General features: G+C 58.2%; 20 protein-coding genes and 1 pseudogene. All 21 read left to right on the top strand.

Features of this window, described 5'->3' with window-relative positions; genetic code table 11:
* Nucleotides 1–84 precede the first annotated feature (84 nt).
* The 21 genes and pseudogenes from AO068_RS15055 (at nt 85) to AO068_RS14955 (ending at nt 26,399) form a co-directional block, all read left to right on the top strand.
* Nucleotides 85–3,660: a glycosyltransferase gene (locus AO068_RS15055; protein WP_058408773.1), complete on the top strand. Its 3,576-nt coding sequence runs from the start codon at nt 85–87 to the stop codon at nt 3,658–3,660.
* A 141-nt stretch (nt 3,661–3,801) separates the two neighbouring features.
* Entirely contained in the window at nt 3,802–6,708 is a 2,907-nt protein-coding gene (locus AO068_RS15050; protein ID WP_058408772.1) for a glycosyltransferase, read from the top strand.
* A 284-nt stretch (nt 6,709–6,992) separates the two neighbouring features.
* On the top strand, nt 6,993–7,919 hold the full coding sequence (locus tag AO068_RS15045) for a ketoacyl-ACP synthase III (protein ID WP_002554302.1): 927 nt from the start codon (nt 6,993–6,995) through the stop codon (nt 7,917–7,919).
* A 327-nt stretch (nt 7,920–8,246) separates the two neighbouring features.
* Nucleotides 8,247–9,095, top strand: coding sequence for a flagellin domain-containing protein (locus AO068_RS15040; RefSeq protein ID WP_058408771.1), 849 nt, complete (start codon nt 8,247–8,249; stop codon nt 9,093–9,095).
* 72 nt (nt 9,096–9,167) lie between these two features.
* Nucleotides 9,168–9,560, top strand: coding sequence for a flagellar protein FlaG (locus AO068_RS15035; RefSeq protein ID WP_058408770.1), 393 nt, complete (start codon nt 9,168–9,170; stop codon nt 9,558–9,560).
* Nucleotides 9,561–9,642: 82 nt separating this feature from the next.
* The gene (gene fliD, locus AO068_RS15030; RefSeq protein ID WP_058408769.1) at nt 9,643–11,121 is read left to right on the top strand and encodes a flagellar filament capping protein FliD; all 1,479 of its coding nucleotides are present in this window, start codon (nt 9,643–9,645) and stop codon (nt 11,119–11,121) included.
* A 125-nt stretch (nt 11,122–11,246) separates the two neighbouring features.
* Nucleotides 11,247–11,645 (top strand): flagellar export chaperone FliS, encoded by a 399-nt coding sequence (fliS, locus tag AO068_RS15025; RefSeq protein ID WP_058408768.1) that lies wholly within the window; start codon nt 11,247–11,249, stop codon nt 11,643–11,645.
* A 26-nt stretch (nt 11,646–11,671) separates the two neighbouring features.
* Nucleotides 11,672–11,968, top strand: coding sequence for a flagellar protein FliT (gene fliT / locus AO068_RS15020; RefSeq protein ID WP_002554297.1), 297 nt, complete (start codon nt 11,672–11,674; stop codon nt 11,966–11,968).
* Nucleotides 11,969–12,145: 177 nt separating this feature from the next.
* Nucleotides 12,146–13,621, top strand: coding sequence for a transcriptional regulator FleQ (gene fleQ, locus AO068_RS15015; RefSeq protein ID WP_002554296.1), 1,476 nt, complete (start codon nt 12,146–12,148; stop codon nt 13,619–13,621).
* A gap of 122 nt (nt 13,622–13,743) precedes the next feature.
* Nucleotides 13,744–14,958: a sensor histidine kinase gene (locus tag AO068_RS15010; protein WP_058408767.1), complete on the top strand. Its 1,215-nt coding sequence runs from the start codon at nt 13,744–13,746 to the stop codon at nt 14,956–14,958.
* Nucleotides 14,958–16,373: a sigma-54-dependent transcriptional regulator gene (locus AO068_RS15005; RefSeq protein WP_058408766.1), complete on the top strand. Its 1,416-nt coding sequence runs from the start codon at nt 14,958–14,960 to the stop codon at nt 16,371–16,373. Before AO068_RS15010 ends, AO068_RS15005 begins: the two co-directional genes overlap by 1 nt.
* Before the next feature lie 243 nt (nt 16,374–16,616).
* The gene (gene fliE, locus AO068_RS15000; protein WP_002554293.1) at nt 16,617–16,946 is read left to right on the top strand and encodes a flagellar hook-basal body complex protein FliE; all 330 of its coding nucleotides are present in this window, start codon (nt 16,617–16,619) and stop codon (nt 16,944–16,946) included.
* A 15-nt stretch (nt 16,947–16,961) separates the two neighbouring features.
* Nucleotides 16,962–18,746, top strand: a complete 1,785-nt coding sequence (gene fliF / locus AO068_RS14995) for a flagellar basal-body MS-ring/collar protein FliF (protein ID WP_002554292.1) — start codon at nt 16,962–16,964, stop codon at nt 18,744–18,746.
* Nucleotides 18,739–19,755, top strand: a complete 1,017-nt coding sequence (gene fliG / locus AO068_RS14990) for a flagellar motor switch protein FliG (protein ID WP_002554291.1) — start codon at nt 18,739–18,741, stop codon at nt 19,753–19,755. The genes fliF and fliG overlap by 8 nt, the downstream gene beginning before the upstream one ends.
* Nucleotides 19,756–19,770: 15 nt before the next feature.
* Nucleotides 19,771–20,595 carry a flagellar assembly protein FliH gene (fliH, locus tag AO068_RS14985; protein WP_058408765.1) on the top strand — a complete coding sequence of 275 codons (825 nt, stop codon included), beginning with the start codon at nt 19,771–19,773 and terminating at the stop codon, nt 20,593–20,595.
* Nucleotides 20,585–21,924, top strand: a pseudogene (locus AO068_RS14980) (flagellar protein export ATPase FliI). Before fliH ends, AO068_RS14980 begins: the two are co-directional and overlap by 11 nt.
* A 6-nt stretch (nt 21,925–21,930) precedes the next feature.
* Nucleotides 21,931–22,380: a flagellar export protein FliJ gene (fliJ, locus tag AO068_RS14975; protein WP_002554288.1), complete on the top strand. Its 450-nt coding sequence runs from the start codon at nt 21,931–21,933 to the stop codon at nt 22,378–22,380.
* 85 nt (nt 22,381–22,465) lie between these two features.
* Nucleotides 22,466–22,816, top strand: a complete 351-nt coding sequence (locus tag AO068_RS14970; protein WP_002554287.1) for an STAS domain-containing protein — start codon at nt 22,466–22,468, stop codon at nt 22,814–22,816.
* A complete protein-coding gene (locus AO068_RS14965; RefSeq protein WP_058408764.1) occupies nt 22,773–24,479 on the top strand; it encodes a fused response regulator/phosphatase in 1,707 nt (568 codons plus the stop codon). The genes AO068_RS14970 and AO068_RS14965 overlap by 44 nt, the downstream gene beginning before the upstream one ends.
* A 33-nt stretch (nt 24,480–24,512) precedes the next feature.
* Nucleotides 24,513–24,869 carry an Hpt domain-containing protein gene (locus tag AO068_RS14960; protein WP_058401335.1) on the top strand — a complete coding sequence of 119 codons (357 nt, stop codon included), beginning with the start codon at nt 24,513–24,515 and terminating at the stop codon, nt 24,867–24,869.
* A 126-nt stretch (nt 24,870–24,995) separates the two neighbouring features.
* Nucleotides 24,996–26,399, top strand: a complete 1,404-nt coding sequence (locus AO068_RS14955) for a flagellar hook-length control protein FliK (protein ID WP_058408763.1) — start codon at nt 24,996–24,998, stop codon at nt 26,397–26,399.
* The last annotated feature ends 260 nt before the right edge of the window (nt 26,400–26,659 follow it).

The raw sequence follows: 26,659 nt of genomic DNA, 5'->3' as shown, positions 1-26,659 counted from the left end.
GGCATTGAGCATCCGCCGTCTTTATTTCAGCGGTGAGGGAGGTTACTTGACCGGTAGCTTCCCGCCGCTCGCGAGTCTGCAATAGTGAATTCAGTCCCCCTCGTCAGTATCGTCATTCCCGCCCTCAATCCCCGGTTCTTCCGCGCCGCGCTACAAAGTGCCTTGAATCAGGTTTACGACAACCTGGAAATCATTGTCTGCGACGATTGCCGCACCGATGAAATCAAGGCCGTTTTCGACGAACTGGTGCCCGCATCCGGCAACCTCGCGCGTTACGTGCGCAACCCGCAGCGGCTGGGGTTTCAGGGCAACCTGCTGAAGTGCCTTGAAGAATCACGCGGCGAATACATCAAGTTTCTGTGTGACGACGACCGCCTCTTTCCGTACTTCATCGCTAACCAGGCAGGCGTTCTGGATGCCTATGAAGACGTGAGTCTGGTCGTTGGCCGACGACATCTGGTCGACATCGATGACTACGTATTGCCACCCCGTCTGGAAAACGTCGGGCTCGTGCCCTACGACGCCGTGTTCAAAGGCGAGGACATGCTGGCGATTTTCGAGCGTACGCCACGCAATTATCTGGGTGGGTTCAGTGCTGCTTTGATGCGCCGGGCCGATGTTATGGAGTACCTGCCTTCGATTGCCCAGTCGGGACAGGGGTTTATCGCGCTGCTGGATTTTGCGCTGTTCATATGCCTGTTGCGCCGTGGCAACCTGGTGGCGCTGCACACTATTCAAAACGTCGAGCGCCGGCACCCGGATCGTTTCAGCGGCCAGCCCGACGTGATTCAAAAGGCCGCCACTGAATGGGGCTGGCTGAACGAAATGCTCAAGGCACGTAGCGGTGAGCAGGCCCCGGCCCAGGGCTGGGTGCGCTTTTTGCCCTTGCGCAAGGCGCTGGAACAGCCCCGTGAGTGGGACGAGGTCGGCCTTTACGGGATAATGGCCAGCCGTCAGGGTGTCATGCACAGCCGGGTGGGCAGCAAGAGCGAAACCTACGTCGAGCTTTACACCGAGTGGCTGTCGTGTCGGCAATTTACCGCCCCGCAGAGAAAACTGATCGAGAAACGCATCGGACACTGGACGTGGCAGCCGCGCATCGTTCCGGTGGTCGTTGACCCGTTTGGCGATGCCGAAGGGCTGGACATCACCCTGCGCAGCATTGCCGAGCAGGATTACGCCGCTGATTCAGTGGTTGTGTTGACCAATGCCGATGTTGACGATCCGCAGGTGCTGCGCTTCTCGTTGCAGCCGGATTGGGCGCGCCAACTGAACGAAGTGCTGCCGCTGCTGGAGAACGCCGACTGGGTTTATCTGCTGCGTGCCGGGGACCGGCTGACTCAGCCGTCACTGCTGGTGCTGGCAGAGCGAGTCGCGCAAAGCGAGGGCCTGTTGTGCGTTTACAGCGATGAAGGCGCTCTGGTCGATGGGAAATCCAGCGAGCCGATCTTCAAGCCTGATTTCAACCTGGACCTGATGCGGGCCTATCCTTATGTTGGCCGCACGCTGGCGTTCCAGCGCCGCAATCTGCTGGACACAGGCGGCTTCGACCCTGTGCACGGCGAACTGGCACCGCACGATTTCATCTGGCGTCTGGTGGAAGGCGTCGGGCCTCAGTCTGTCGAACACATCGCCGAGGTTCAGGTTGAATCGACCCTGACCTACGCTGAATGGCTTTCGCTGCCTCAGGTGATCGAGCATAACGAGTCGGTCGTATCGGCCCATCTTTCGCGCATTGGCCGAGAGCACGTCATCCACCATGATCAGCTGCCACTGCTGAACCGGATCGAATACCGGCATGCTACAACCCCGCTGGTATCGGTGATCATTACCACCCGGGATCAACTGGCAGCCCTGGAGCGGTGTGTAGAAAGCCTGCTCAGCAACACCACTTACCCTTATTTTGAAGTGCTGATCGTCGACAACGCCAGCGAGAGCGCCGATACCCGCGCCTGGTTTGCCGCGATGAGTGAGCTGGGCAGCGACAAGCTGCGCATTTATGCGCTGACCGAGCCCGGCAGCGAAGCCAGTGCTCAGAACCTCGCCGCCCGGCACGCCAACGGCGATTATCTGCTCATGCTCAGCCCGCATGCTGTGCTGCATCAGGCTGACTGGCTGCAAAGTCTGCTCAACCATGCCCAGCGTCCCGAGGTGGGCATCGTCGGGCCACGAATCCTCACCCCGCAGGGCAATATTCTGTACGCAGGGATGGTGATGGGCATGGACGGGCTGGCGGGGCGGCCCTTCATCAATTATCCGGCAGGCTCAAGCAGCTACATGCAGCGTCTGCAGTTGACGCAGAACTGGAGCGCGGTCAGTGGCAATTGCCTGATGGTCCGCAAGGAAGTTTTCGACCAGGCAGGCGGCATGGAGGCTGCAACCTTCACTCAAGGGCTGCAGGATCTGGACCTGTGCATGCGGGTCGGGCGTGACGGCTACCTGATTGTCGGCACACCCGATTCGTCACTGGTATTGGCCGAGCCTGCCGCTGCCGAGCGCTCTGAAACGTCTCGTCAGGCGCTGGATAACGAGCAGCAATCGTTCTTTGAAAAATGGCTGCCAAAAATGGCTCGGGACCCGGCCTATAACCCCAATCTTCACCTCAGTGAAGTACAGGCTTTCGATCTTGACCCAGGTCTGCAAGTGGGCTGGGAGCCGTTCTGCACCCGCCATCTGCCTTCGATTCTGGGCATGCTGGTCAACTCGTCGGCAGTGGGTCATTACCGTGTCAGCCAACCGTTGCTTGAGCTGATAGCGGCCGGGCGAGTGGTTGGCCGAATGTCCTATGAGTCGACTACGCCCGTCGAGATCGAGCGCCAGCGTCCGGACGTCATCGTTTTTCAAGGGCGTTATTCCGAACCCAAGATCAAGGATATCGTTCTGGCCAAAAACTACTCCAGTGCCATGCGCATTTTTGAACTGGATGACTACATCATCGATGTGCCCGAGCGAAACGAGCACCGGCGCAGCATGCCCGACAACATTGCCGAGATGCTGCGCAAGGGCATAGGCCTGTGCGACCGCGTGGTGGTGTCTACCCAGCCGCTGGCTCAGGTGCTGTCGAGCATGCACGGCGACATTCGTGTCGTGCCGAACATGTTGGCGACGCACTTGTGGAGCAGCCTCAAAAGCCAGCGCCGCACCTCCGGCAAGCCGCGGATCGGCTGGGGCGGCGGGACCAGTCATCGCGGCGACCTGGAATTGATTGTCGATGTCGTGCGTGAACTGGCCGATGAAGTCGAATGGGTGTTCTTCGGCATGTGCCCGGACTTGCTCAAGCCTTACATTCATGAGTATCACGCAGCTGTAAGCCTGCAAACCTACCCGGCCAAACTGGCCAGCCTGAACCTTGATCTGGCCCTGGCACCGCTGGAATTCCATATCTTCAATGACTGCAAGAGCAATCTGCGTCTGCTGGAGTATGGTGCGTGCGGCTACCCGGTCATCTGTTCGGACACCGAGGCGTACCGCGGCCATTTGCCGGCTACGCGGGTCTACACCAACAGCTCCGAAGAATGGTTGCAGGCGATTCGCATGCACCTGTCAGACCCCAATGCGAGCTATCGTATGGGCGACGAATTGCGCGAAACCGTCTTGCGCGATTTCATGTTGCGTGGAGAAAACCTGCAATATTGGGCTAACGGCTGGTTGCCCGACTGACCCGACCTGTTTGATGCGCTCCAGCCACTGATGGCTGGAGCTGTGTTGTTTGCTCTTGCGTTGACCGGGTCTTTTGGTTATCAGGGTTGCTTCTGGTCACCAGGATTAGAGACGCCATCGGCACGCTATCAAGGAAAGCTCATGCAAAGCCATTCTGGAAATGAAACCACACCGTTGAGCCAGCGTTTGACCCTGCTGTTGCTCGCCGAGAATCAGCCGGATTTCCTGCGTCGTGCGCTGAAGTACTACAGCAGTTATCCGTGCAATGTGATTGTGGTCGATGCCTCGCCTGCGCCCGACGCGCAGGTTGCGGAGCGTGCCGGGCTGCAGTACATCCACAACGCCGCCCTCAGTGAAACCGGGCTCAGCGCCAGAATTGCAGAAGGCCTCAAGCAGGTGTCCACGCCCTTTGTGGTGTACGCGCAGGTCGACAGTTTCCTGCTGCCTGACGCACTGACCGAGGCCGTGAGTTTCCTTGAAAGCAACGAGCGTTACGGTGCTTGCCAGGGCTATAGCCTGGGTTACCAGGCTTACGTCGATCACGTGGATTATTTCCGCCGCGACCGCAAGGTTCATGAGGACTACGCGTCTGATCAGGCCGACGAGCGGCTTCTGAGCTTCATGGGTCAGAGCGTGTCACTGCTCAACGCCGTGACCCGGACCAGGCTGGCGCGTCAGTGGTTCACGTCAGTGCCTGAGGGCACCGAGCTGCACTGGCAGGAAATCGGCCATATGGCCTTTCTGGTTGCGGCTGCTGCATTGCGCATCCTGCCCATTCCCTATGCGTTGCACGTCAACGCCGGCAGGGAGGCAGAGCATCGCTATGGCGCTGCCATTGCAGGCGCAGTCAAGCATATCGACCCCAAGGCCAAAGCCGAGCGCGAAACGCTTGCGCGCCTGGTTGTTTCGTCGCTCGGCAATAGCCGCGATCTGCAAGGTGAGCAGGGCGAGCACGCTGTACTGGCCGGCTTGGCAGCCATGGCTGAATGCCTCGAAACCCAGCCGTATCAGGGCGACGAAAAAATCATCAGTTCAGCGTGGAACGTTGCCCTGACGCAGGCAGATGCGCAGTTCGAGCCTCGCCAGTTCGTTGAACTGCCGTTCTACAACCAGCCGTTGTTCGACGAACTGGCGCAAATCGAGTTTCTGATCCATCTCTTGCCGGCAGGGCAGGTGCAGATGGAAGGGCTGGAGTCCGTGCTGGTCAAGCAGGCCGAGCTGTTGCGTGTACAGAGCAACCCGGACGCCGAGTCGCTTTTGAGCCGTCTGTGGCAAGCCTATGCACACTACTCCTTCAGTCACAGCGTCGTGCAACGTCTGGCCGATGAGTTGGGCAAGTCCGAGGACGAGGACGACATCGAGCGCGCCGAGCGCATCGTTGCCTGGGGCCAGCGCCTGCAGTCTGATTCCGCTTTCGATAACAGCCAGCTGTTGCGTGGCATGCCTTCCGGCAAGTTGCTCGACTGGCTCGATTCGCGTGATCCGGCACCGGCACAACTGAAAAAGCTCACCACGCAGCTGGCGCGTCGGCCAGCCGGTTCGCAAATCGGTATTTTGCTGCTTGATCTGGAAGCCGACGTGTTCAAGCTGCAGGCAACCTTCGACAGCCTGATCAACAGCCATTATCGAGCGTTCAAGGTCGTGGTATTCACCACCGGTGATCTGCCGGCAACCACCAGCCTGAACGACACACTGCACTTCGTCACAGTCACCGAAAGCAACTATGTCGACAAGATCAATCAGGTCGTCAAACAGGCTTCCAGCGACTGGCTGATGCTGGCGCAGGCGGGTGAAGAGTTCACCCGCAGCGGTCTGCTGCTGGCCAGCGCCGAGCTGATTGACGCCGGGCAGTGCCGAGCCGTTGCTGTGGATGAAATTCACCGTCAAGCCAACGGCACCCTGGCGCCGTTGTTCCGTCCGGGCTTCAACCTCGATCTGCTGCAAAGTGTGCCGACGCTGGCCGCTCGGCACTGGCTGATTCGCCGCGAACTGCTGGTCGAGGCGGGCGGCTATTCGCGAGAGTTTCCCAAGGCGCTGGAATTCGACCTGCTGCTGCGCCTGATCGAGCAAGGCGGCATGAGCGGTCTGGCGCATTTGAGCGAGCCGGTACTGATCTGCGATGCCCCCGAGCTTGAAGAGAATCAGGACGAGCAAAAGGCGCTGACGCGTCATCTGGGACAGCGGGGTTATCAGGCTGAGGTCAGCTCGGCGTTGCCCGGCACCTACAAGATCGATTATCGCCATGCCCATCGGCCGGTGGTCTCGATTCTGCTGCACAGCCAGGACAATCTGCCGGAACTGCAACGTTGCCTGCACAGTATCCTGCAACGCACCCGCTATCAGCGCTATGAAGTGTTAATCGGTGATAACGCCAGCACCTCTGCCGAATTATCGACGTGGCTTGATCAGCAGCAACAGCTGTCCAGCCGGGTACGCGTATTTCGCGCCGAGCAGCGTGTCAGTACGGCCGCCTTGCGCAATCTGGTCAGCCAGGAAGCCAGGGGCGAGTACCTGATTCTGCTGGATGCCGAAAGCCAGATCGTCAATGTCGGCTGGATCGAGTCGCTGCTCAACCAGGCACAGCGTCCGGAAGTGGGCGTGGTCGGGGTGCGTCTGGTGGACCGTGAAGGAACCATTACCCAGGCAGGTCTTGTTCTGGGACTCAATGGCGGTGTCGGTTCCGGCTTCGTTGGCGAGCCGAAGACGTCACATGGCTATATGCAGCGACTGGTGGTCGAGCAGAACTACTCCGCCGTGTCATCAGCCTGCCTGATGATTGCCAAGGCGTTGTACGACTCACTGGACGGGCTGGACGAAGAGGCTTTTGCCGAGTCGCTGGGCGATGTCGACCTGTGCCTGAAGGCTGCACAGGCGGGCTATCTGACCGTCTGGACCCCGCATGTTCAGGTGGTTCATTCAGGCGTGGTAAATGCTCCCGAACCAGCGCTTGGCGCGCTGAGCGGAAAGTGGGCGGCGCAGTTTGCCCAGGACGAAGCTTATAACGCCAATCTCGATCTCAACGGCAAGGGGTTCACGCTGGCGGTTTAAGCTGCATGCATCATGCGATCCGGCTGTTTTACGGCCGGATCGTCTCCCTTCTGCTGTGGCGTCATTTTGTTTTTTCCCTCCGCCAATAATCGCAAAGCGTACAAACCGGCGTGACCTGCGGGTCATAACGTGCATCTTCACTGTATTGTGTTACAGGGAGCGACACGCGCCTGGCTTGCTTTCACATGCCTTGCGCCCTGAAAATGTCTGCAATCACCCTTATTCGGTAGCGCCCTGATCTTATCGGGACGAAAAATGACCTGTTTACTCATCGGGAAGCCATGATGATTGGCATTAAAAGCATAGCGAGTTACGTGCCCACTGCTGGCGTGGATAACTACGCTCAAGGTGCCAGTTTCGGCAAGGATGAAGATTTCATCCTCGGGAAAATCGGTTCCACGTTTCTGCCGCGTAAAGACGCTGGCCAGGAAACCTCGGACCTGTGCGTTGAAGCGGCCAATACCCTGTTTGCCAACAACCCGCAGCTCAAGCGCGAAAGTATTGACGTTTTGATCGTCGTCACCCAGAACGGCGACGAAGAGGGGCTGCCGCATACCGCAGCCATCGTTCAGGACAAGCTGGGTCTGTCGACCAATGTCGCTGCGTTCGACATTTCGCTGGGCTGTTCCGGCTATGTCTATGGCATCTACGCGATCAAGGGGTTCATGGAAGCGGCAGGGCTGAAAAACGGTCTGCTGATAACCGCTGACCCGTATTCGAAAATCGTCGACCCGCAGGATCGCAACACCACCATGTTGTTTGGCGATGCAGCCACAGCGACCTGGATGGGCGAGGACGCTGCCTGGCAACTGGGCAAGGCTAAATTCGGCACCGACGGTTCGGGTGCGCCGCACTTGAAGGTCAGCAATGGCGTGTTTTTCATGAACGGTCGTCAGGTGTTCAATTTTGCGCTGCTGAAAGTACCGGCGCACCTGCATGAACTGTTGGGAGAGTCAGACCTGACGCCTGACGATATCGATGCATTCTGCATTCACCAGGGCAGCGCTGCCATTGTCGATGCCGTGGCGCGCCGCTTTGAAGACAAGCCCGAGAAGTTTCTCAAGGACATGGTTGAGACGGGTAACACCGTGTCGTCGAGTATTCCATTGCTGATTGAAAAGCACGTACTCAACTCTTCGTGGCATCGAGTAGCGCTGAGCGGTTTTGGCGTGGGGCTTTCCTGGGGTTCTGCGATTATCTATAAAGCCTGAATCGCCGCAGGCTAAAACAGCGCCCGTGACTAGTTCACCGGGCGCTTTTTTTTGAATAATCGATTCTGGTCACATTTTTGAACTTCAACAGTGGCCTGCTCTTTCTGGAACGTGAAGTTCAGACAACAGGTTTCCTCGCGTCATGTTGGTTTGGTTTCGCCTCAAACCCTTGTTTTATAAGGGGTGCAGGCATGATGGCAAAATATTCAAAAAAAACACTCAAGCAACCTGCCATCGCGACGATAACTATTACGAAGGTTCTCTAGGCACACCCGGCGCTTGCAGGGGCCGGAAGCCACGTAGTACCAAACCAACGAGGAATTCATCATGGCTTTAACAGTAAACACCAACGTAGCATCGTTGAACGTCCAGAAGAACCTGGGTCGCGCTTCCGACGCACTTTCGACCTCGATGACTCGTCTGTCTTCCGGTCTGAAAATCAACAGCGCCAAAGATGACGCTGCCGGCCTGCAAATCGCTACCAAGATCACTTCGCAGATCCGCGGCCAGACTATGGCGATCAAAAACGCCAACGACGGTATGTCCCTGGCGCAGACCGCTGAAGGCGCTCTGCAAGAGTCGACCAACATTCTGCAGCGTATGCGTGAACTGGCTGTTCAGTCGCGAAACGACAGCAACAGCTCCACTGACCGTGACGCGCTGAACAAAGAATTCACCGCGATGAGTTCCGAGCTGACCCGTATCGCTCAAAGTACCAACCTGAACGGCAAGAACCTGCTTGACGGTTCCGCCAGCACCATGACTTTCCAGGTTGGTTCCAACTCTGGCGCTTCGAACCAGATCACCCTGACTCTGAGCGCAAGCTTTGACGCCAACACCCTGGGTGTCGGTTCGGCAGTAACCATCGCTGGTTCCGATAGCACCACTGCAGAGACCAACTTCTCTGCCGCTATGGCCGCCATCGACTCGGCTCTGCAGACCATCAACTCCACCCGTGCTGACCTCGGTGCTGCACAAAACCGTCTGACCAGCACCATCTCCAACTTGCAGAACATCAACGAAAACGCCAGTGCTGCACTGGGTCGCGTACAAGATACCGACTTCGCTGCTGAAACTGCACAGCTGACCAAGCAACAGACCCTGCAACAGGCTTCCACCTCTGTTCTGGCTCAGGCTAACCAGCTGCCATCCGCTGTACTGAAACTGCTTCAGTAATAGCGACATGAGTTTTAGCGGGGGAGTGCGTAATAGCGCTCTCTCGCTTTTTTACTTTCGGAGGTGATGGTTATGGATATGAGTGTAAAACTGAACGTTTCTTATCCGGCCGCCCAACCGGCGAGTCAGGCTCCAATGCCGGACAAGTCTGTTGACAAGCCTGCCGATACGCCGTCAGTCGAGCGTGTTGCCGCTACAGCGGAAAGTAAAGGCTCAGATCTGCACAAGGATGACTCCCACGACGAGGCGAAAGTCAAAGCCGCGGCAGAAGACATCCAGAAATTTTTTCATTCGGTGAAGCGCAATCTCGAGTTTTCGATCGATGAAGCTTCTGGCAAAGTGATCGTCAAGGTCATTGCCAGTGACTCGGGTGAAGTGGTAAGACAAATTCCCAATGCAGAAATCCTGAAGCTGGCCGATAGCCTGAGTGATGCGAACAGTTTGTTGTTCCGAGCCAAGGCCTGATTGTCAGTACGGTATTTGTTGCCGTTTTGCGAGACCTGTGAAAAGGCAGTGAAACCGGCGACTTCTTGAAGGGAGAAGCAAAATGGCAAGTCCAATTACATCTTCAACAGGCCTGGGTTCGGGTCTGGCAATCACGGCCATCGTTGAAGGTCTGGTGGGTGCCGAGAAAGCGCCCAAGCAAAACCAGATCGACAAGCAGACCGCCGCTACAACCGCATCGCTGTCGGGTGTGAGTCAGCTGACGTCGGCATTGGCTGCGTTCCAGAAAACCCTGGATACCCTGGGCAGCTCCACGACGCCTGCGTTTCAGGGCTTTGCTGCGACATCTGCCAACGAGGCGGTGGTCAAGGCAACTGCCGGTAACACGGCCGTCAACGGTACTTACGCGATCGGTATCACCCAGCTGGCAACGCCTTCCAAGGTGGCCACAGCCGCACTGAATTCCACGCAGGCAAGTGCTATTCCGAGTGGTACCCTGAAAATCACTCAGAATGGCACTGATTACAGTGTCGCGATCGACAAGACCTCGACGTTGCAGGAAGTGCGCGACAAGATCAACTCGTCGCTGCAGGGTAAGGGCATTACTGCCAACATCATCAACGACGACAATGGTGCCAGGCTGGTATTCAGCTCGACGACCACCGGCAAGGGCAGTGACATTTCGGTCGTGGGTGCTTCTGGTCAGGAAGCGCTGAATATCGATGGCACCAAGCTGATGAGCGACACCAGCACGGGGACCGATGCCAGCGGCAAGGCGATTCCCGGTGCTGGTGCGATTACTGATGTGGCGAAAGACGCAGCATTCACCGTCGATGGCCTGAGCTTGACCAGCAAGACAAATACAGTCAGTACCGCGATTTCCGGGTTGACCTTCGATCTGGTCGCGCCAAGCGCTGCTGGAGCAACCACTACCGTCACGGTGGCGACCAATACCGATGGGTTGAAGGCATCGCTGCAGTCCTTTGTGGACTCCTACAACACGCTTGCCACCTTGGTGACCTCCCTGACCAAGGGCTCGATCAGCGACAAAGGCGTTTACACGGCTGCCGCGCTTACCGGCGATGCTACGCCGCGTGCGCTGCTGGCGACTATCCGTGATCAACTGGCGAGTGCCTCTTCAAGTGCCGGTCTCAGTTCTCTTTCGCAGTTGGGCATCAAGACCCAGCAGTCCAACGGTACGCTGTCACTGGACACTGCTACATTCACCGCAGCACTGAACGACAAAAAACTGGGCAGTCAGATTCAGACGATGTTCACTGGTACGGGTGCAAAAAATGCCGACGGTACGGTTGATGGCGGCCTGGTTTCGCGTATGACCAAGGCGCTTCTGCCCTACACAAAGTCTGACGGTGTTCTGGCAAGCAAGACGAGCAGTCTCAATAAAATACAGACCCGTATTGCCAGCGATCAGGACGCTCTTGATCGTCGTATTGCCAGCTTGACGACCAGTCTGACCAAGAAATACAACGCCATGGACCTGGTGGTCGGGCAGCTCAAGGCGACCGCTACCAGTATCACTTCGATCTTCGAAGCGATGAACGCGCAGAAAAACGCTTCTTAAATTCGTTTTACAGAAGTATCCAGAACCCGACTCCGTGTCGGGTTTCTGCTTTTAGGCTAAAGTTTCTGCGCCATGCGTCGATAGCTTGAGTATCAGTATTATGGATTTGCGACGAGGTCCCCTTTATGAATCCGATGTTAGCGTTGCGGCAGTATCAGAAGATCGGCTCCCAGGCTCAGACCTCGGAAGCCAGTCCTCACCGTCTGGTTCAAATGTTGATGGAGGGTGGCCTTGACCGTATCGCTCAAGCCAAGGGTGCCATGGCACGCAAGGACGTCGCCAACAAAGGCGTGTTCATCAGCAAGGCTATCGGCATTGTAGGTGGTCTGCGTGAAGGGCTTGACCTGGACAACGCCCCCAGCGAAGCGCTGGTCAGGCAGGACAGCCTTTATCACTACATGATGACGCGTTTGGCCGAAGCCAACGCACGCAACGATCAGAAGATGCTTGACGAGGTTGCCGGGCTGCTGATTACCGTCAAGGAAGGCTGGGACGCTATCGGTACCGCACAAGCACAACAATAAGTTGCTGCCCTGAGGAGAACAACAAGATGAGTGCTGCGCTCAAGCGTATCGAAGAAACCCGGGAAGCCCTGGTGGGGGCGCTTGCCGAACGCGACTGGGAGGCTATCGTCAAACTTGACCTGGCGTGTCGCGAATGTGTCGATGCGGTAGTCAGCGAAGCACCTGCTGACGAACCGGCTCTGCGCAGCAATCTCGAGGAGTTGTTGGGGGTCTACAGGCAACTGATTGATGTTGCAACCGGGGAGCGTCAAGCAGTCGTCGATGAAATGACTCAAATCCAGAATGCGAAGAACGCGACGAAGGTATACCATCTGTTCGGTTAATGTTTAATTGTCATTTTTATTGTTCGACAAGAATTTCGCCATAAATTTGACTGTGTTCGTTTTTTTGACTTAACTAGTGATGTTTACTATTTTCTGGCGTCTCAAGGTTTATACGGCTGAGATGCCAAGCTGCCCCCCAATCATGGGCATTGAGTTGACTAGGGAAGTTGCTATTGCATGTGGCGTGAAATCAAGATTCTGCTAATCGATGACGATAGCCAGCGCCGCCGGGATCTGGCGGTTATCCTGAATTTTCTTGGCGAAGAAAACCTCTCCTGTTCAAGCCAGGACTGGCAGCAGGTGGTCGGCTCTCTGGCATCTCCGCGAGAAGTCCTTTGTGTGCTGGTCGGTAGCGTAAGTGCTCCGGGCAGCCTTCAAGGGCTTCTTAAGACCATCGCAGCATGGGATGAGTTCCTTCCTGTGCTGCTTATGAGCGAAAATTCTTCTGTCGAGCTGCCGGAGGACCTGCGCAGGCGGGTTCTTTCCGCGCTCGAAATGCCGCCCAGCTACAGCAAGCTGCTCGACTCCCTGCACCGTGCCCAGGTCTATCGCGAGATGTACGACCAGGCCCGCGAGCGTGGGCGTCATCGTGAGCCGAACCTGTTCCGCAGTCTGGTGGGGACCAGTCGCGCGATTCAGCATGTGCGGCAGATGATGCAGCAGGTCGCTGACACTGACGCCAGCGTTTTGATTCTCGGTGAGTCGGGGACCGGCAAGGAAGTGGTAGCGCGCAACCTGCATTATCATTCCAAGCGTCGCGATGCGCCGTTTGTGCCGGTCAACTGCGGTGCCATTCCGGCCGAGCTGCTCGAAAGCGAGTTGTTCGGGCATGAAAAGGGCGCGTTTACCGGGGCAATCACCAGTCGTGCCGGCCGTTTCGAGCTTGCCAACGGCGGTACGCTGTTCCTTGATGAAATTGGTGATATGCCGCTGCCCATGCAGGTCAAGTTGCTGCGCGTGTTGCAGGAGCGCACTTTCGAGCGCGTGGGCAGCAACAAGACGCAGAGCATCGACGTGCGCATTATTGCCGCGACGCACAAGAATCTCGAAAACATGATCGAGCTTGGCAGCTTCCGCGAAGACCTTTATTACCGTCTCAATGTGTTCCCCATCGAGATGGCACCGTTGCGCGAGCGTGTTGAAGACATTCCGCTGTTGATGAACGAACTGATTTCGCGCATGGAGCATGAAAAGCGCGGCTCGATTCGTTTCAATTCCGCCGCCATCATGTCGCTGTGTCGTCATGCCTGGCCGGGCAACGTTCGCGAGCTGGCCAACCTGGTCGAGCGCATGGCGATCATGCACCCGTACGGCGTGATCGGCGTGGCCGAGCTGCCGAAGAAATTCCGCTATGTCGATGACGAAGACGAGCAGATGGTCGACAGCATGCGCAGCGATATCGAAGAGCGCGTCGCCATCAACAGCAACACGCCGAATTTCGCGTCGGGCGCAATGCTGCCGCCTGAAGGTCTGGACCTGAAAGACTATCTGGGTGGTCTGGAGCAGGGTCTGATTCAGCAGGCGCTCGACGACGCGAACGGTATTGTTGCCCGTGCTGCAGAGCGTTTACGGATTCGTCGCACCACGCTGGTCGAGAAGATGCGCAAGTACGGTATGAGCCGTCGCGAAGGTGATGAACAGGCAGATGATTGACGCCTGTCTATAGCGCCAAAAATCAAGCCCCTGAATTTTCAGGGGTTTTTTTTCGGCACGAGGATTGCAAAGTCCCTCTCAACACACCGTTTACTGACGGTTCGCCACGAGAGAGATGAACTATGTCCCAGGCCGCCCAACTGACTTCCGCCCTATCTGCTCAGGCTCAATACTCCCCGGAGCTGGAAAGTCGTCAGGGGCTTGAGCAGGCGTTCTCGCTGTTCAATCAAATGTCGGCGCAATTGACCGACTCCTATGGTCTGCTCGAAGCGCGTGTCACTGAACTCAAGGGCGAACTGGCCCACGCCGGTGCCCAGCGTCTACAAGAGCTGGCGGAAAAGGAGCGGCTGGCCAACCGCCTGCAAAACCTGCTTGATCTGCTCCCCGGTGGCGTAATCGTGATTGATGGCATGGGCGTGGTGCGCGAAGCCAATCCTGCGGCAATCGATCTGCTGGGCCAGCCCTTGCTGGGCATGCTCTGGCGTCACGTCATCAGTCGGTGTTTTGCCCCGCGCGAAGACGATGGCCACGAAGTCTCGCTCAAGGACGGCCGCAGGCTTTCCATTGCAACCCGCTCGCTGGACGCTGAACCCGGGCAGTTGGTGCTGCTTAATGACTTGACCGAAACCCGCCATCTCCAGGAGCAACTGGCGCGTCACGAGCGTTTGTCATCGCTGGGTCGGATGGTCGCTTCTCTGGCGCATCAGATTCGTACACCGTTGTCGGCCGCGATGATCTATGCCAGTCATCTGACCGAGCAGGAATTGCCGGTGGAAACCCAGCAGCGCTTTGCCGCACGGCTCAAGGATCGTCTGCATGAGCTCGAGCATCAGGTTCGCGACATGCTGGTGTTTGCCCGTGGCGAGTTGCCGCTGACGGATCGCCTGACGCCCGTTGCCTTGTTTCAGGCTTTGCAAAGCGCTGCGGTCACCCATGTGCAGGGCGTACCGGTGCGTTGGCAGTGCGACAGTATTGAAGGCGAGTTGCTGTGCAATCGCGACACGTTGGTTGGTTCGTTGCTCAACCTGATTGAAAACGCCGTCCAGGCCAGTGCTGGCCGGACACTGCTGAAAGTTCATGTGTACAGCCGCGGCAATGTGTTGCGCATATGCTTCAGCGATAATGGCAGTGGTATGGACAAGGCTGCGCTGGCGCGTATCGGCGAGCCGTTTTTCACCACCAAGACCACCGGCACCGGGCTCGGTCTGGCGGTGGTAACTGCCGTTTCGCGTGCACATCAGGGCGGCGTGCATTATCTGTCGCGGGTCGGTCGTGGCACCTGTGCAATCGTCAGCCTGCCATTGATTCCGTCTTCCGGCTCGTTGGGTAGCAACTGATGTCGATCAACGTGCTGTTGGTCGAGGACGACCGTTCACTGCGCGAGGCGCTTGGCGAAACCCTGGAATTGGCCGGCTATGGATACCAGGCGGTCGGCTCTGCCGAAGAAGCGCTGGTCGCTGCCGAGGCGCAACCGTTCAGCCTGGTTGTCAGCGACGTCAACATGCCGGGCATGGACGGTCATCAGTTGCTGAGCCTGTTGCGCAGTCGGCATCCGCAACTGCCGGTATTGCTGATGACCGCTCACGGTGCCGTTGATCGCGCGGTCGATGCCATGCGTCAGGGCGCGGCCGATTATCTGGTCAAGCCTTTCGAGCCCAAGGCTCTGATTGCTTTGGTTGCGCGGCATGCACTGGGTCGCCTGGAACCTGCCGAGCGTGACGGGCCGATTGCTGTTGAACCCGCCAGTATCCAGTTATTGAACCTGGCCAGCCGTGTGGCGAAGAGCGACTCCACTGTGCTGATCTCCGGTGAGTCCGGCACAGGCAAGGAAGTGCTGGCGCGTTTCATTCATCAAAATTCTCCGCGTGCCGATAAGCCTTTTATTGCGATCAACTGCGCTGCGATTCCGGACAATATGCTGGAAGCGACGCTGTTCGGTCATGAAAAGGGCTCGTTTACCGGCGCCATTGCCGCGCAGGCCGGCAAGTTCGAACAGGCTGACGGCGGGACAATCCTGCTTGACGAGATTTCCGAAATGCCACTGGGGCTGCAGGCCAAACTGTTGCGTGTGTTGCAGGAGCGGGAAGTCGAGCGCGTGGGTGCGCGCAAGCCGATCATTCTGGATATTCGCGTTGTGGCTACTACCAACCGCGATCTGGCAGGGGAAGTGGCGGCGGGGCGCTTTCGCGAAGATCTGTTTTATCGCCTGTCGGTATTTCCACTGGCCTGGCAGGCGCTGCGTCAAAGGACTGCCGATATTCTGCCACTGGCCGAGCGGCTTCTGGCCAAGCACGTCAATAAAATGAAGCACGCGCCGGTTCGTCTTTCTGCCGAGGCGCAGCAGTGTCTGGTCAGCTACCCCTGGCCTGGCAATGTGCGTGAGCTGGATAACGCCGTGCAGCGAGCCTTGATTCTGCAGCAGGGCGGGGTGATACAGGCGCAGGATTTCTGTCTGTCCGGGCCGGTGACAAGTCTTCCATCCGCTGCGGTGGTGGAGGCGTTGCCGTCTTTGCCTGTCACATCCTCGCCTGATAATGCAGGTACAGGTGGCAATGCGGAATCTGTCGGTGCACTGGGTGATGACCTCAGGCGTCGCGAGTTTCAGATGATTATTGACACGCTGCGTGCGGAGCGCGGTCGTCGTAAAGAGGCTGCCGAGCGCCTGGGCATCAGCCCGCGTACCTTGCGTTACAAGCTGGCGCAGATGCGCGATGCCGGGATGGATGTGGAGGCCTATCTGTTCGCTACCTGAGCCGGTGCCGCTGATCGGTGGTTGTGATCGCCGGTCACTGAATATTCGTATAAACGGCGCAAGCCGGAAATATCCGGATACCCCCATGAATACGGGAGGTCTGGAGTGATTTGATGTCGGGCAACATGGCATTCCCATTTGGTGTGGCAAATAGCCGCCATCTAGCTGGCACCGTTGTTGCTATGTCTTCTGTACCCGCTGAATCAGTGTCAAAAATTTGCGGGCCTTACGAGAGAAACGTCCATGAGCCAAGGTGTTGAATTTAATCGCTTGATGTTGGATATGCGGGCCATGCAGATGGATGCGATGTCTGCACCCAAGCCCGTGTCCGGCGCGCAGGAAGCCGGCGCCAGCAGCTTTGCCGACATGCTTGGCCAGGCCGTCAACAAGGTCGCGCAGACCCAGCAGGCCTCCAGTCAGCTGGCCAATGCATTTGAAATCGGCAAGAGCGGCGTGGATCTGACCGACGTCATGATTTCGTCGCAGAAAGCCAGCGTGTCTTTTCAGGCGTTGACCCAGGTGCGTAACAAGCTGGTTCAAGCTTATCAAGACATCATGCAGATGCCGGTTTAAGGGACGTACTGAGTCATGGCCGAAGCAACTGCCGATCCCGTTCCAGCAAGAGCGGGCGCTTCCGATAAGAAACCGTTGTTCGGTTTGTCTTTTCTGGAAAACCTTTCTGAAATGACCATGCTGCGTCAGATCGGCCTCATGGTCGGTCTTGCCGCGAGCGTGGCCATCGGCTTTGCCGTGGTGCTCTGGTCCCAGCAGCCTGACTATCGTCCGCTTTATGGCAGCCTGGCGGGCATGGACAGCAAGCAGATCATGGACACCCTGACTGCGGCGAATATCAACTACACCGTCGAACCCAATTCCGGCGCGCTGCTGGTCAAGTCCGATGATGTGCAGCGTGCGCGTATTCAGCTGGCGCAGGCAGGCGTGGTGCAGAACGACGCCAACATCGGTTTCGAAATCCTCGACAAGGATCAGGGTCTGGGGACCAGTCAGTTCATGGAAGCCACGCGTTATCGTCGTGGTCTGGAAGGCGAACTGGCACGTACCATCTCCGCCCTGAACAACGTCAAGGGTGCCCGTGTGCACCTGGCGATTCCGAAGAGTTCGGTGTTTGTCCGTGACGACCGCAAGCCAAGCGCCTCGGTACTGGTCGAGCTGTATGCTGGCCGCTCGCTGGAGCCCAGCCAGGTTATGGCCATTATCAACCTGGTGGCCACCAGTGTTCCCGAGCTGAGCAAGTCGCAGATCACCGTTGTCGACCAGAAGGGCGCTTTGCTGTCAGATCAGGCGGAAAATTCCGAACTGACCATGGCCGGCAAGCAGTTCGACTACAGCCGTCGCATGGAAGGCATGCTGACCCAGCGCGTGCAGAACATTCTGCAGCCGATTCTGGGCAATGATCGCTACAAGGCTGAGGTCTCGGCAGTGGTCGATTTCAGCGCCGTCGAATCGACCGCCGAAAGCTTCAACCCTGACCAGCCTGCCTTGCGCAGCGAGCAGTCGGTCAACGAACAGCGCTCCAGCAGTTCAAGCACGGGGGGTGTTCCGGGGGCGTTGAGCAACCAGCCGCCAGGTCCTGCAACTGCTCCACAGAATGCAACTGCCGGTGCGGCCGGTGCTGCCGGCCCTATCGCGCCAGGCCAGCCGCTGCTGGATGCCAATGGTCAACAGATCATGGACCCGGCGACCGGTCAGCCAGCGTTGGCTCCGTACCCGGCCGACAAGCGCGTGCAGTCGACCAAGAATTTCGAGCTGGACCGTTCGATCAGCCATACCAAGCAACAGCAGGGCCGTCTGACTCGTCTGTCGGTTGCGGTGGTAGTCGATGACATGGTCAAGACCAACGCCGCCAACGGCGAAGTCACTCGTGCTCCGTGGAGCGCGGCTGACCTAGCTCGCTTTACCCGTCTGGTGCAGGATGCCGTCGGTTTCGACGCCAGCCGAGGTGACAGCGTCAGCGTGATCAACGTGCCATTCTCCAGCGAGCGCGCTGAAGTGTTGCCAGAGGCGTCGTTCTACTCGCAACCGTGGTTCTGGGACATCGTCAAACAGGCGGTGGGTGTGATCTTCATCCTCATCCTGGTGTTTGGCGTGTTGCGTCCGGTGTTGACCAACATTACCACCGGCAAGAGCAAGGAACTGGCCGGTTTCGGTGGCGACGCCGAGCTGGGTGGCATGGGCGGCCTGGATGGCGAGTTGTCCAACGACCGCGTCAGCCTGGGTGGCCCGCAAAGTATTCTGCTGCCTAGCCCGACCGAGGGTTATGACGCACAGCTGAACGCAATCAAGAGCTTGGTGGCCGAAGACCCGGGTCGTGTGGCCCAGGTCGTGAAAGAGTGGATTAACACTGATGAATGATCGAGCCATGGTAGCCAAACTCTCCAAAGTCGAGAAAGCCGCAGTGCTGTTGCTTTCCCTTGGCGAAACCGACGCAGCTCAAGTGCTCCGGCACATGGGTCCCAAGGAAGTCCAGAAAGTGGGCGTAGCGATGGCTCAGATGCGCAACGTGCATCGCGAGCAGGTCGAAGAGGTCATGAGCGAGTTCGTCGATATCGTCGGCGATCAGACCAGCCTTGGTGTCGGTTCCGATGGCTATATCCGCAAGATGCTGACCCAGGCACTCGGCGAAGACAAGGCCAACGGCCTTATCGACCGGATCCTGCTGGGTGGCAACACCAGCGGTCTGGACAGCCTCAAGTGGATGGAGCCGCGTGCCGTCGCCGACGTGATCCGTTTCGAGCACCCGCAGATTCAGGCCATCGTGGTGGCTTATCTTGACGCCGACCAGGCGGGCGAGGTGCTTGGGCATTTCGATCACAAGGTCCGTCTGGATATCATCCTGCGCGTTTCTTCGCTCAATACGGTGCAGCCAGCAGCGCTCAAAGAGCTTAACCAGATTCTCGAGAAGCAGTTCTCCGGTAACGCCAACACGTCGCGTACTACCCTGGGTGGTATCAAGCGTGCAGCCGACATCATGAACTTCCTCGACAGCTCCATCGAAGGCGCGCTCATGGATTCGATCCGCGAGGTCGACGAAGACCTTTCGGTACAGATCGAAGACCTCATGTTTGTCTTCAACAACCTCTCCGATGTGGACGACCGCGGTATTCAGGCGTTGTTGCGCGAAGTATCCTCGGACGTGCTGGTACTGGCGCTCAAGGGCTCGGACGAGGCGATCAAGGAAAAAATCTTCAAGAACATGTCCAAGCGTGCCGCCGAACTGTTGCGCGACGACCTGGAAGCAAAAGGTCCGGTGCGTGTCAGCGACGTGGAAACCGCCCAGAAAGAAATCCTCACCATTGCGCGTCGTATGGCCGAGGCCGGCGAGATCGTACTCGGTGGCAAGGGTGGCGAGGAAATGATCTAAGGATTCAGCCGACTCATGTCCAGTTCCAATAAAGAATCGGCCAGCGACCTCATTCGCGCCAAGGACGCCGGGTTGCTCGATATCTGGGCGCTGCCCAGCTTCGATCCACATGTGGAGCCCGAGCCCGAGCCTGAGCCCGAACCGGAACCGGTCGACGAACCGGCCGAGATGGAAGAAGTACCGCTGGACGAAGTTCAGCCGCTGACCCTGGAGGAGCTGGAAAGCATCCGCCAGGAGGCCTGGAACGAAGGCTTTGCCACCGGTGAAAAGGAAGGATTTCACAGCACACAGTTAAAAGTGCGCCAGGAAGCGGAAGTTGTTCTAGCGGCCAAGGTCGCCAGCCTGGAACAACTGATGGGCCACCTGTTGGCACCTATCGCCGAGCAGGACACGCAGATCGAAAAGGCCGTCATTCATCTGGTCGAGCACATCGCGCGGCAGGTCATTCAGCGCGAACTGGTCACTGATTCCGGTCAGATCGCCAGCGTGTTGCGCGATGCGCTCAAGCTATTGCCGATGGGTGCGCAGAACCTGCGAATTTTCATCAATCCTCAGGACTTCCTGCTGGTCAAGGCCATGCGCGAGCGTCATGAGGAGTCGTGGAAAATAGTCGAAGACGAAGACTTGCTGCCGGGTGGTTGCCGTATCGAAACCGAGCATAGCCGTATTGATGCCAGTGTCGAAACGCGAATAGCGCTGGCTATTTCCAAAATGCATGATCAGTTGCATGAGCAAGTGACGCATCCGGCTGCGGCGGACCTCAGCGTCGAGCTGGAGGCTTCGCCCGGCAAGGCTTCCAGTGCAGCCGAAGCTGACGCGGACACGCTCGATGCGCCTTGATCGCACCAGTTTCGGCAAACGCCTCGGTTCCTATGCCGAGTCGATCAGTCTGCCTGCCCAGCCGGTAGTAGAGGGTCGCCTGCTGCGTATGGTTGGCCTGACGCTTGAGGCCGAGGGCCTGCGTGCGGCGATGGGTAGCCGTTGCGTGGTCATCAACGATGACAGTCATCACCCGGTCGAAGTCGAGGCCGAAGTGATGGGGTTTTCTGGCGGCAAGGTGTTTCTGATGCCGGTCGGCAGCGTGGCGGGCATTGCGCCCGGCGCGCGCGTGGTGCCGCTGGCCGATACCGGTCGCCTGCCGATGGGCATGAGCATGCTGGGCCGCGTGCTTGACGGCGCGGGCCGGCCGCTGGACGGCCGCTCGCCGATCAAGGCTGAAGACTGGGTGCCGATGGATGGCCCGACCATCAACCCGCTCAAGCGTGACCCCATCAGCCAGCCGCTGGATGTCGGCATTCGTTGCATCAACGGTTTATTGACGGTTGGCCGCGGCCAGCGTCTTGGGTTGTTTGCCGGTACTGGTGTGGGCAAGAGTGTGCTGCTGGGCATGATGACGCGCTTCACCGAGGCGGACATCATCGTCGTCGGCCTGATCGGTGAGCGGGGTCGTGAGGTCAAGGAGTTCATCGAGCATATTCTTGGCGAAGAGGGTCTGAAGCGCTCGGTGGTGGTTGCATCGCCAGCCGATGATGCGCCGCTGATGAGGCTGCGCGCTGCCATGTATTGCACGCGGATCGCCGAATACTTTCGTGACAAGGGCAAGAATGTCCTGCTGCTAATGGACTCGTTGACCCGTTTTGCTCAGGCTNCATCGGCGAGCCCCCAGCCACCAAAGGCTACCCGCCCTCTGTGTTCGCCCGGCTGCCCAAGCTGGTGGAGCGCGCTGGCAATGCCGAGGCGGGTGGTGGTTCCATCACGGCCTTTTACACGGTGCTGTCGGAAGGCGATGACCAGCAGGACCCGATTGCCGACTCCGCGCGGGGTGTGCTCGACGGTCACATCGTGCTGTCCCGGCGTCTGGCTGAAGAAGGTCATTACCCGGCCATCGATATCGAAGCTTCCATCAGCCGGGTCATGCCTGCGGTGGTCAGCCCCGAGCACATGGCGCGCGCGCAGCATTTCAAACAGTTGTGGTCGCGTTACCAGCAGACTCGCGACCTTATCAGCGTGGGTGCCTATGTGGCGGGTGGCGATCGCGAGACCGACATGGCGATTGCGTTGCACCCGGTGTTGGTGCGCTATCAGCGCCAGGGCCTGCGAGACAACGAAAGCATGCAAGGTAGTGGCGAGGCGCTGGCGTCGATATTCGCACCGGCACCCGGCGGCTGATAGCCTATGGCTCAGAGTCGAGCGGCGCGTCTGGCGCCAGTGGTCGAGATGGCGGAAGCCGCCGAGCGAACGGCGGCTCAGCGGCTTGGGCATTTTCAGGGGCAGGTCAATCTGGCCAACAACAAGCTGCAGGAACTTGACCAGTTTCGTCAGGATTATCAGCAGCAATGGTTGCAACGCGGCAGTGCCGGGGTTTCCGGGCAGTGGTTGCTGGGTTATCAGCGCTTTCTCAGTCAGCTCGATGTCGCCGTTGCCCAGCAATACAAAAGTCTTGAGTGGCACAAGGCCAATCTCGATAGGGCGCGTAGCGCCTGGCAGGATTGTTATGCGCGGGTTGAAGGCTTGCGCAAGCTGGTGCAGCGTTATATGGATGAAGCACGCAGACTGGAGGACAAGCGGGAGCAGAAATTGCTCGACGAGTTGTCGCAGCGTCTGCCTCGTCACGAACAATTCTGACGTTTGACTCAATCAGACCCGCGGTGATTTCTCTGGCTGGTCTACGCTATCAATGTCTCGGTGATGAAACACCTCGAGGTTCCTCATGACAGTCACTTCCGAACGCTCTGCCGATGGCCAGACGCTGACCCTTTACATCGAGGGGCGCTTTGATTTTCAATCCCATCAGGCGTTTCGCGCAGCCTACGAGGATTACCCGCAGACGCTGAACTATGTGGTCGACCTGCGGGGTACGCATTACCTGGACAGTTCTGCGTTGGGGATGCTGTTGCTGTTACGCGACCATGCCGGTGGCGATAAAGCGGTGGTGCACCTTGTCAATTGCACGCCTGATGTACTGAAGATTCTGGCTATTTCCAATTTCTCGAAGTTGTTTGAACTGAGCATACCCAGTGCAGTCATCCCCGAAAAAACTGTGCATTCTGATCGCCGATGACAGTGCCAGTGACCGGTTGCTGCTTTCAACCATCGTTGCGCGGCAGGGGCACAGGGTTCTCAGTGCTGGCAATGGTGTCGAGGCTGTGGCCATCTTCAAGGCCGAAAGCCCGCATTTGATCCTGATGGACGCCATGATGCCGGTCATGGATGGCTTCGAAGCGGCGCGACGGATCAAGGCGATGAGTGGTGAGTCGCTGGTGCCGATCATCTTCCTCACCTCGCTGACTGAAGGCGAAGCGCTTGCACGCTGTCTGGATGCCGGTGGCGACGACTTCATGTCCAAGCCTTACAACCCGCTGGTGCTGGCCGCCAAACTCAACGCCATGAACCGCTTGCGGGTGTTGCACGAAACTGTCCGTCAACAACGTGACCAGATCAGCAAGCACCACGAGTACCTGCTCAACGAGCAGCGTGTCGCCAAGGCGGTGTTCGATCAGATTGCCCACGCCGGTTGCCTTGGGGCCGGCAATATTCGCTACTTGCAGTCTCCTTATGCCTTGTTCAACGGCGACCTGATGCTGGCTGCCTACACGCCGGCCGGGCACATGCAGGTCTTGCTTGGGGATTTCACCGGGCACGGCTTGCCGGCTGCCGTCGGGGCGATGCCGCTTGCCGAGGTGTTCTACGGCATGACCGCCAAGGGCTACGGCCTGGTTGAAATCCTTCGTGAAATGAACGCCAAGCTCAAGCGCATCCTCCCCGTCGACATGTTCTGTTGTGCAACGCTGCTTTGTATCAACCTGGCACAACGGCAGGTCGAGGTCTGGAGCGGGGGCTTGCCGGACGGCTACTTGTTGCGCGGCGCGCAGGGTGAGCATGTGCCGCTGGCTTCCAGTCACCTGCCATTGGGCGTGCTGAGTGTCGATGCTTTCGATGCACGCACCGAGGTCTATCCGTTGGCGCCGGGCGATCGCATCTTCCTGCTGTCCGACGGGGTGCTCGACACCAGTAACAACAATGACGAACTGTTCGGTGCGCAGCGTTTGCGCCAGGTGCTTTCTGCCAACCGCGAGCCGCACTTGCTGATTGAGGAAATTCTCGTAGCGCTCAACGATTTTGGTGGCAAGGCACGTGACGATGTCAGTCTGCTGGAAATCAGCGCCGTCGATGAGCCATTGCAGAGTCTGCCTGCCCTGACCTATTCGGACAGCGGCGCCTCCAGCCCGCTGGACTGGTCGGCCAGCTTCGAGTTTCGCGCTTCGACCCTGAGGCGCTTCAACCCGCTGCCGTACGTCTTGCAGTTGCTGCTTGAAGTTCATGGCCTGCGCGATCAGGGCGCTGCACTGCATATGGTGCTCGGCGAGCTTTATAGCAATGCGCTGGAACATGGTGTGCTAGGGCTGGATTCGTCGCTCAAGCATGATGCGGCAGGTTTCGCCCTGTATTATCAGCAGCGCGCCGAGCGTCTTGGCATGCTTCAGACCGGGTTCGTCCGCGTGACTGTGCGGGTCGAGCCAGTTGCAGAGGGTGGTCGGCTGACCCTCAGCGTGGAGGACAGTGGTCAGGGATTTGATGTTGAAAAAGTCCGGATGCAGATACCTGCGAGCAATGAACTGTATGGTCGCGGGCTACGCCTGGTGTGTGAATTGAGTCGTGAGGCTCGGTGGTCTGCGGATGGCAGGACGGCGTGCGTGGAATTTTCCTGGGAGGGAGTGGCATAATCCCCCCTGGAGTCTTGATCAAGGAGTGAACAAGTGTCGATTCATCTGGATTACAGCGTGCTGAATGCCTTGCAGGAAGTCATGGAGGACGAGTATCCGACCTTGCTGGATGTGTTCCTCAAGGATTCCGAGCAGCGTATCGCGCAACTGCGTCTTGCTGTTCAAACAGGCCATCCTGACTTTCAGGAATTGAGCCTCACCGCGCACAGTTTCAAGGGCAGCAGCGGCAATATGGGTGCCTTGCAACTTTCCGAGCTGTGTCGTCAGTTGGAAGAGCAATCCCGTCAGCAGTTGTTCACCGGTCTGCCAGAGCTGATCGGCAAAATCGACAGCGAATACATGACTATTCGCGGCTTGTTTAACGCAGAGCGGCAGTTGTTTGTCAGCTGATCGCTGATTTCCAGATCCCCGATCTTCCTTTATCCGGCAACCTTATCAAGCGGCCGTGAAAGGTTGGCCCGCATATTGCTAAATATTCTGGTAAGGCGATAACCAGCAGCTTATGCGGAGACCGAAATGCCCCTCGCTACCAATGCGCTTCTTCAGGCCACAAGCACTGCGACCTCAAGGTCCGGTACGGCCAATAATGCGGTCAAGTCTGCTGACAGCAGCAAGGACGGGGCCTCCAGCTTTTCCAATGTGTATGCCAAACAAGCCAGGGATGCTGTTCCTTCGCGTGATGATGCGCCAGTCAAATCGGCTCGCGACAAGGCAGCGCCTGACAAGGACAAGGTTGCCGCCGGCAAGGACAAGTCTTCCGGTGATCAGACCAATGCCGCTGACACGTCGAGTGTTGCCGATAGCGGCAATGATTTGCCAACCCGTTCGACTGCCGCTGAGGATGATGCTGCCAGTGCCGGTTCAAAGCAGGATGATGCACAGGCATCTGCAGACCCTGCATTGACTGAAGGGCTGGCGATTGTCGACCCGGTGCTTGACCCGGCGTTGCAGGCGATGGCTGCGCAAGCGCCTGCCTTGCCGGTCGCCAGGCCACAAAGCCCTGACGTCACGGCTGCGCCCGCAGCGACCGCGCTCACGGTCACTCAGGCTGCTCCGCCCGCAGCGACTGAAGAAGCATTCAATCCGGACGCCGATCCGCTTGATGGTCTGGATGCGGTGCAATTGGCGCTGGAGAATGCCAACGCCAAAACGCAGCTGGCTGCGCAGAATACCCATGCTGCCAACAAAGCGACGCCGACCAACGCAGAAGCTGATCCAAACCAGAATCTTGTCAATAACCTGTCGGCCCTGAGCGAGCAGCTTCCCTCTGAAGAGAGCAGCACGGAAAGCAGTGACAAGTCGTTCAGCGGCTTGATCGGCGAAGGACTGAAGGATGTCAAAAGCGCCGCTGGCGACACGCGCGTCGACAACTTTGCCGATCGCCTCGCTGCGCTGAGTCAGGCCGCGCAACCGGCCCGTGTTGCGGCAACACCTGCCGCCGTGCCGTTGATGAGTCAGCCGTTGGCCATGCATCAAAGCGGCTGGACCGAAGGCATTGTCGACCGCGTCATGTACCTGTCGAGCCAGAACCTCAAAACCGCCGACATCAAGCTGGAGCCCGCCGAACTCGGACGTCTGGACATCCGCATCAACATGGCACCGGAGCAGCAGACCCAGGTAACGTTCATGAGCGCCCACATGGGTGTGCGTGACGCACTGGAAAGTCAGATGTCGAGGTTGCGTGAGTCGTTCGTTCAGCAGGGGCTTGGCAACGTCGACGTCAACGTTTCCGACCAGTCGCAACAGCAGGCCCAGCAACAGGCTCAAGAACAGGCCAGTCGCGCCCAGCGCAACGGTCGTGGCAATGGCGTGAGCTCAGGCGACACTTCGGATGAGATTGCAGGCGTCGATGCTGCTGTTCCGGTCAGCCAGCCGGCTGCACGCGTGATCGGCAACAGCGAGATCGATTATTACGCGTGATGCTCCTGCGTCACATGGCAGCCGCGACGCGAAGTCATGCCTTGCCTGCTAGTTGTTAACGCAGAAATGTTTTTCGAGCTCGATGGTACAGACGACACAAATTGCGACCTTAGTGACGGCTGAGTACTGGCGCTGATCCGGGGGTAGCCTGGCAGGACGCCAGGCTAGACGTACCGGGCCATGGATGGCCCGTTGCGGCGACCCCCGGATCAGTGACAGGGCGAAGGAACCCGACGAAGTCGGGCCGGAAACAGGAGCGA

It is taken from the genome of Pseudomonas sp. ICMP 3272, assembly GCF_001466905.1.
In the GTDB taxonomy this organism is placed as follows: Bacteria; Pseudomonadota; Gammaproteobacteria; order Pseudomonadales; family Pseudomonadaceae; genus Aquipseudomonas; species Aquipseudomonas amygdali.
Note: the sequence above shows the minus strand (reverse complement) of the source record. Positions and strands in the feature narration are given on the sequence as shown.

Bases quoted from the DNA above. Each gene is read 5' to 3' on its own strand.
- AO068_RS15050 (WP_058408772.1), top strand. From the start codon at position 3,802: ATGCAAAGCCATTCTGGAAATGAAACCACACCGTTGAGCCAGCGTTTG.
- AO068_RS15045 (WP_002554302.1), top strand. From the start codon at position 6,993: ATGATTGGCATTAAAAGCATAGCGAGTTACGTGCCCACTGCTGGCGTG.
- AO068_RS15040 (WP_058408771.1), top strand. From the start codon at position 8,247: ATGGCTTTAACAGTAAACACCAACGTAGCATCGTTGAACGTCCAGAAG.
- AO068_RS15035 (WP_058408770.1), top strand. From the start codon at position 9,168: ATGGATATGAGTGTAAAACTGAACGTTTCTTATCCGGCCGCCCAACCG.
- fliD (WP_058408769.1), top strand. From the start codon at position 9,643: ATGGCAAGTCCAATTACATCTTCAACAGGCCTGGGTTCGGGTCTGGCA.
- fliS (WP_058408768.1), top strand. From the start codon at position 11,247: ATGAATCCGATGTTAGCGTTGCGGCAGTATCAGAAGATCGGCTCCCAG.
- fliT (WP_002554297.1), top strand. From the start codon at position 11,672: ATGAGTGCTGCGCTCAAGCGTATCGAAGAAACCCGGGAAGCCCTGGTG.
- fleQ (WP_002554296.1), top strand. From the start codon at position 12,146: ATGTGGCGTGAAATCAAGATTCTGCTAATCGATGACGATAGCCAGCGC.
- AO068_RS15010 (WP_058408767.1), top strand. From the start codon at position 13,744: ATGTCCCAGGCCGCCCAACTGACTTCCGCCCTATCTGCTCAGGCTCAA.
- AO068_RS15005 (WP_058408766.1), top strand. From the start codon at position 14,958: ATGTCGATCAACGTGCTGTTGGTCGAGGACGACCGTTCACTGCGCGAG.
- fliE (WP_002554293.1), top strand. From the start codon at position 16,617: ATGAGCCAAGGTGTTGAATTTAATCGCTTGATGTTGGATATGCGGGCC.
- fliF (WP_002554292.1), top strand. From the start codon at position 16,962: ATGGCCGAAGCAACTGCCGATCCCGTTCCAGCAAGAGCGGGCGCTTCC.
- fliG (WP_002554291.1), top strand. From the start codon at position 18,739: ATGAATGATCGAGCCATGGTAGCCAAACTCTCCAAAGTCGAGAAAGCC.
- fliH (WP_058408765.1), top strand. From the start codon at position 19,771: ATGTCCAGTTCCAATAAAGAATCGGCCAGCGACCTCATTCGCGCCAAG.
- fliJ (WP_002554288.1), top strand. From the start codon at position 21,931: ATGGCTCAGAGTCGAGCGGCGCGTCTGGCGCCAGTGGTCGAGATGGCG.
- AO068_RS14970 (WP_002554287.1), top strand. From the start codon at position 22,466: ATGACAGTCACTTCCGAACGCTCTGCCGATGGCCAGACGCTGACCCTT.
- AO068_RS14955 (WP_058408763.1), top strand. From the start codon at position 24,996: ATGCCCCTCGCTACCAATGCGCTTCTTCAGGCCACAAGCACTGCGACC.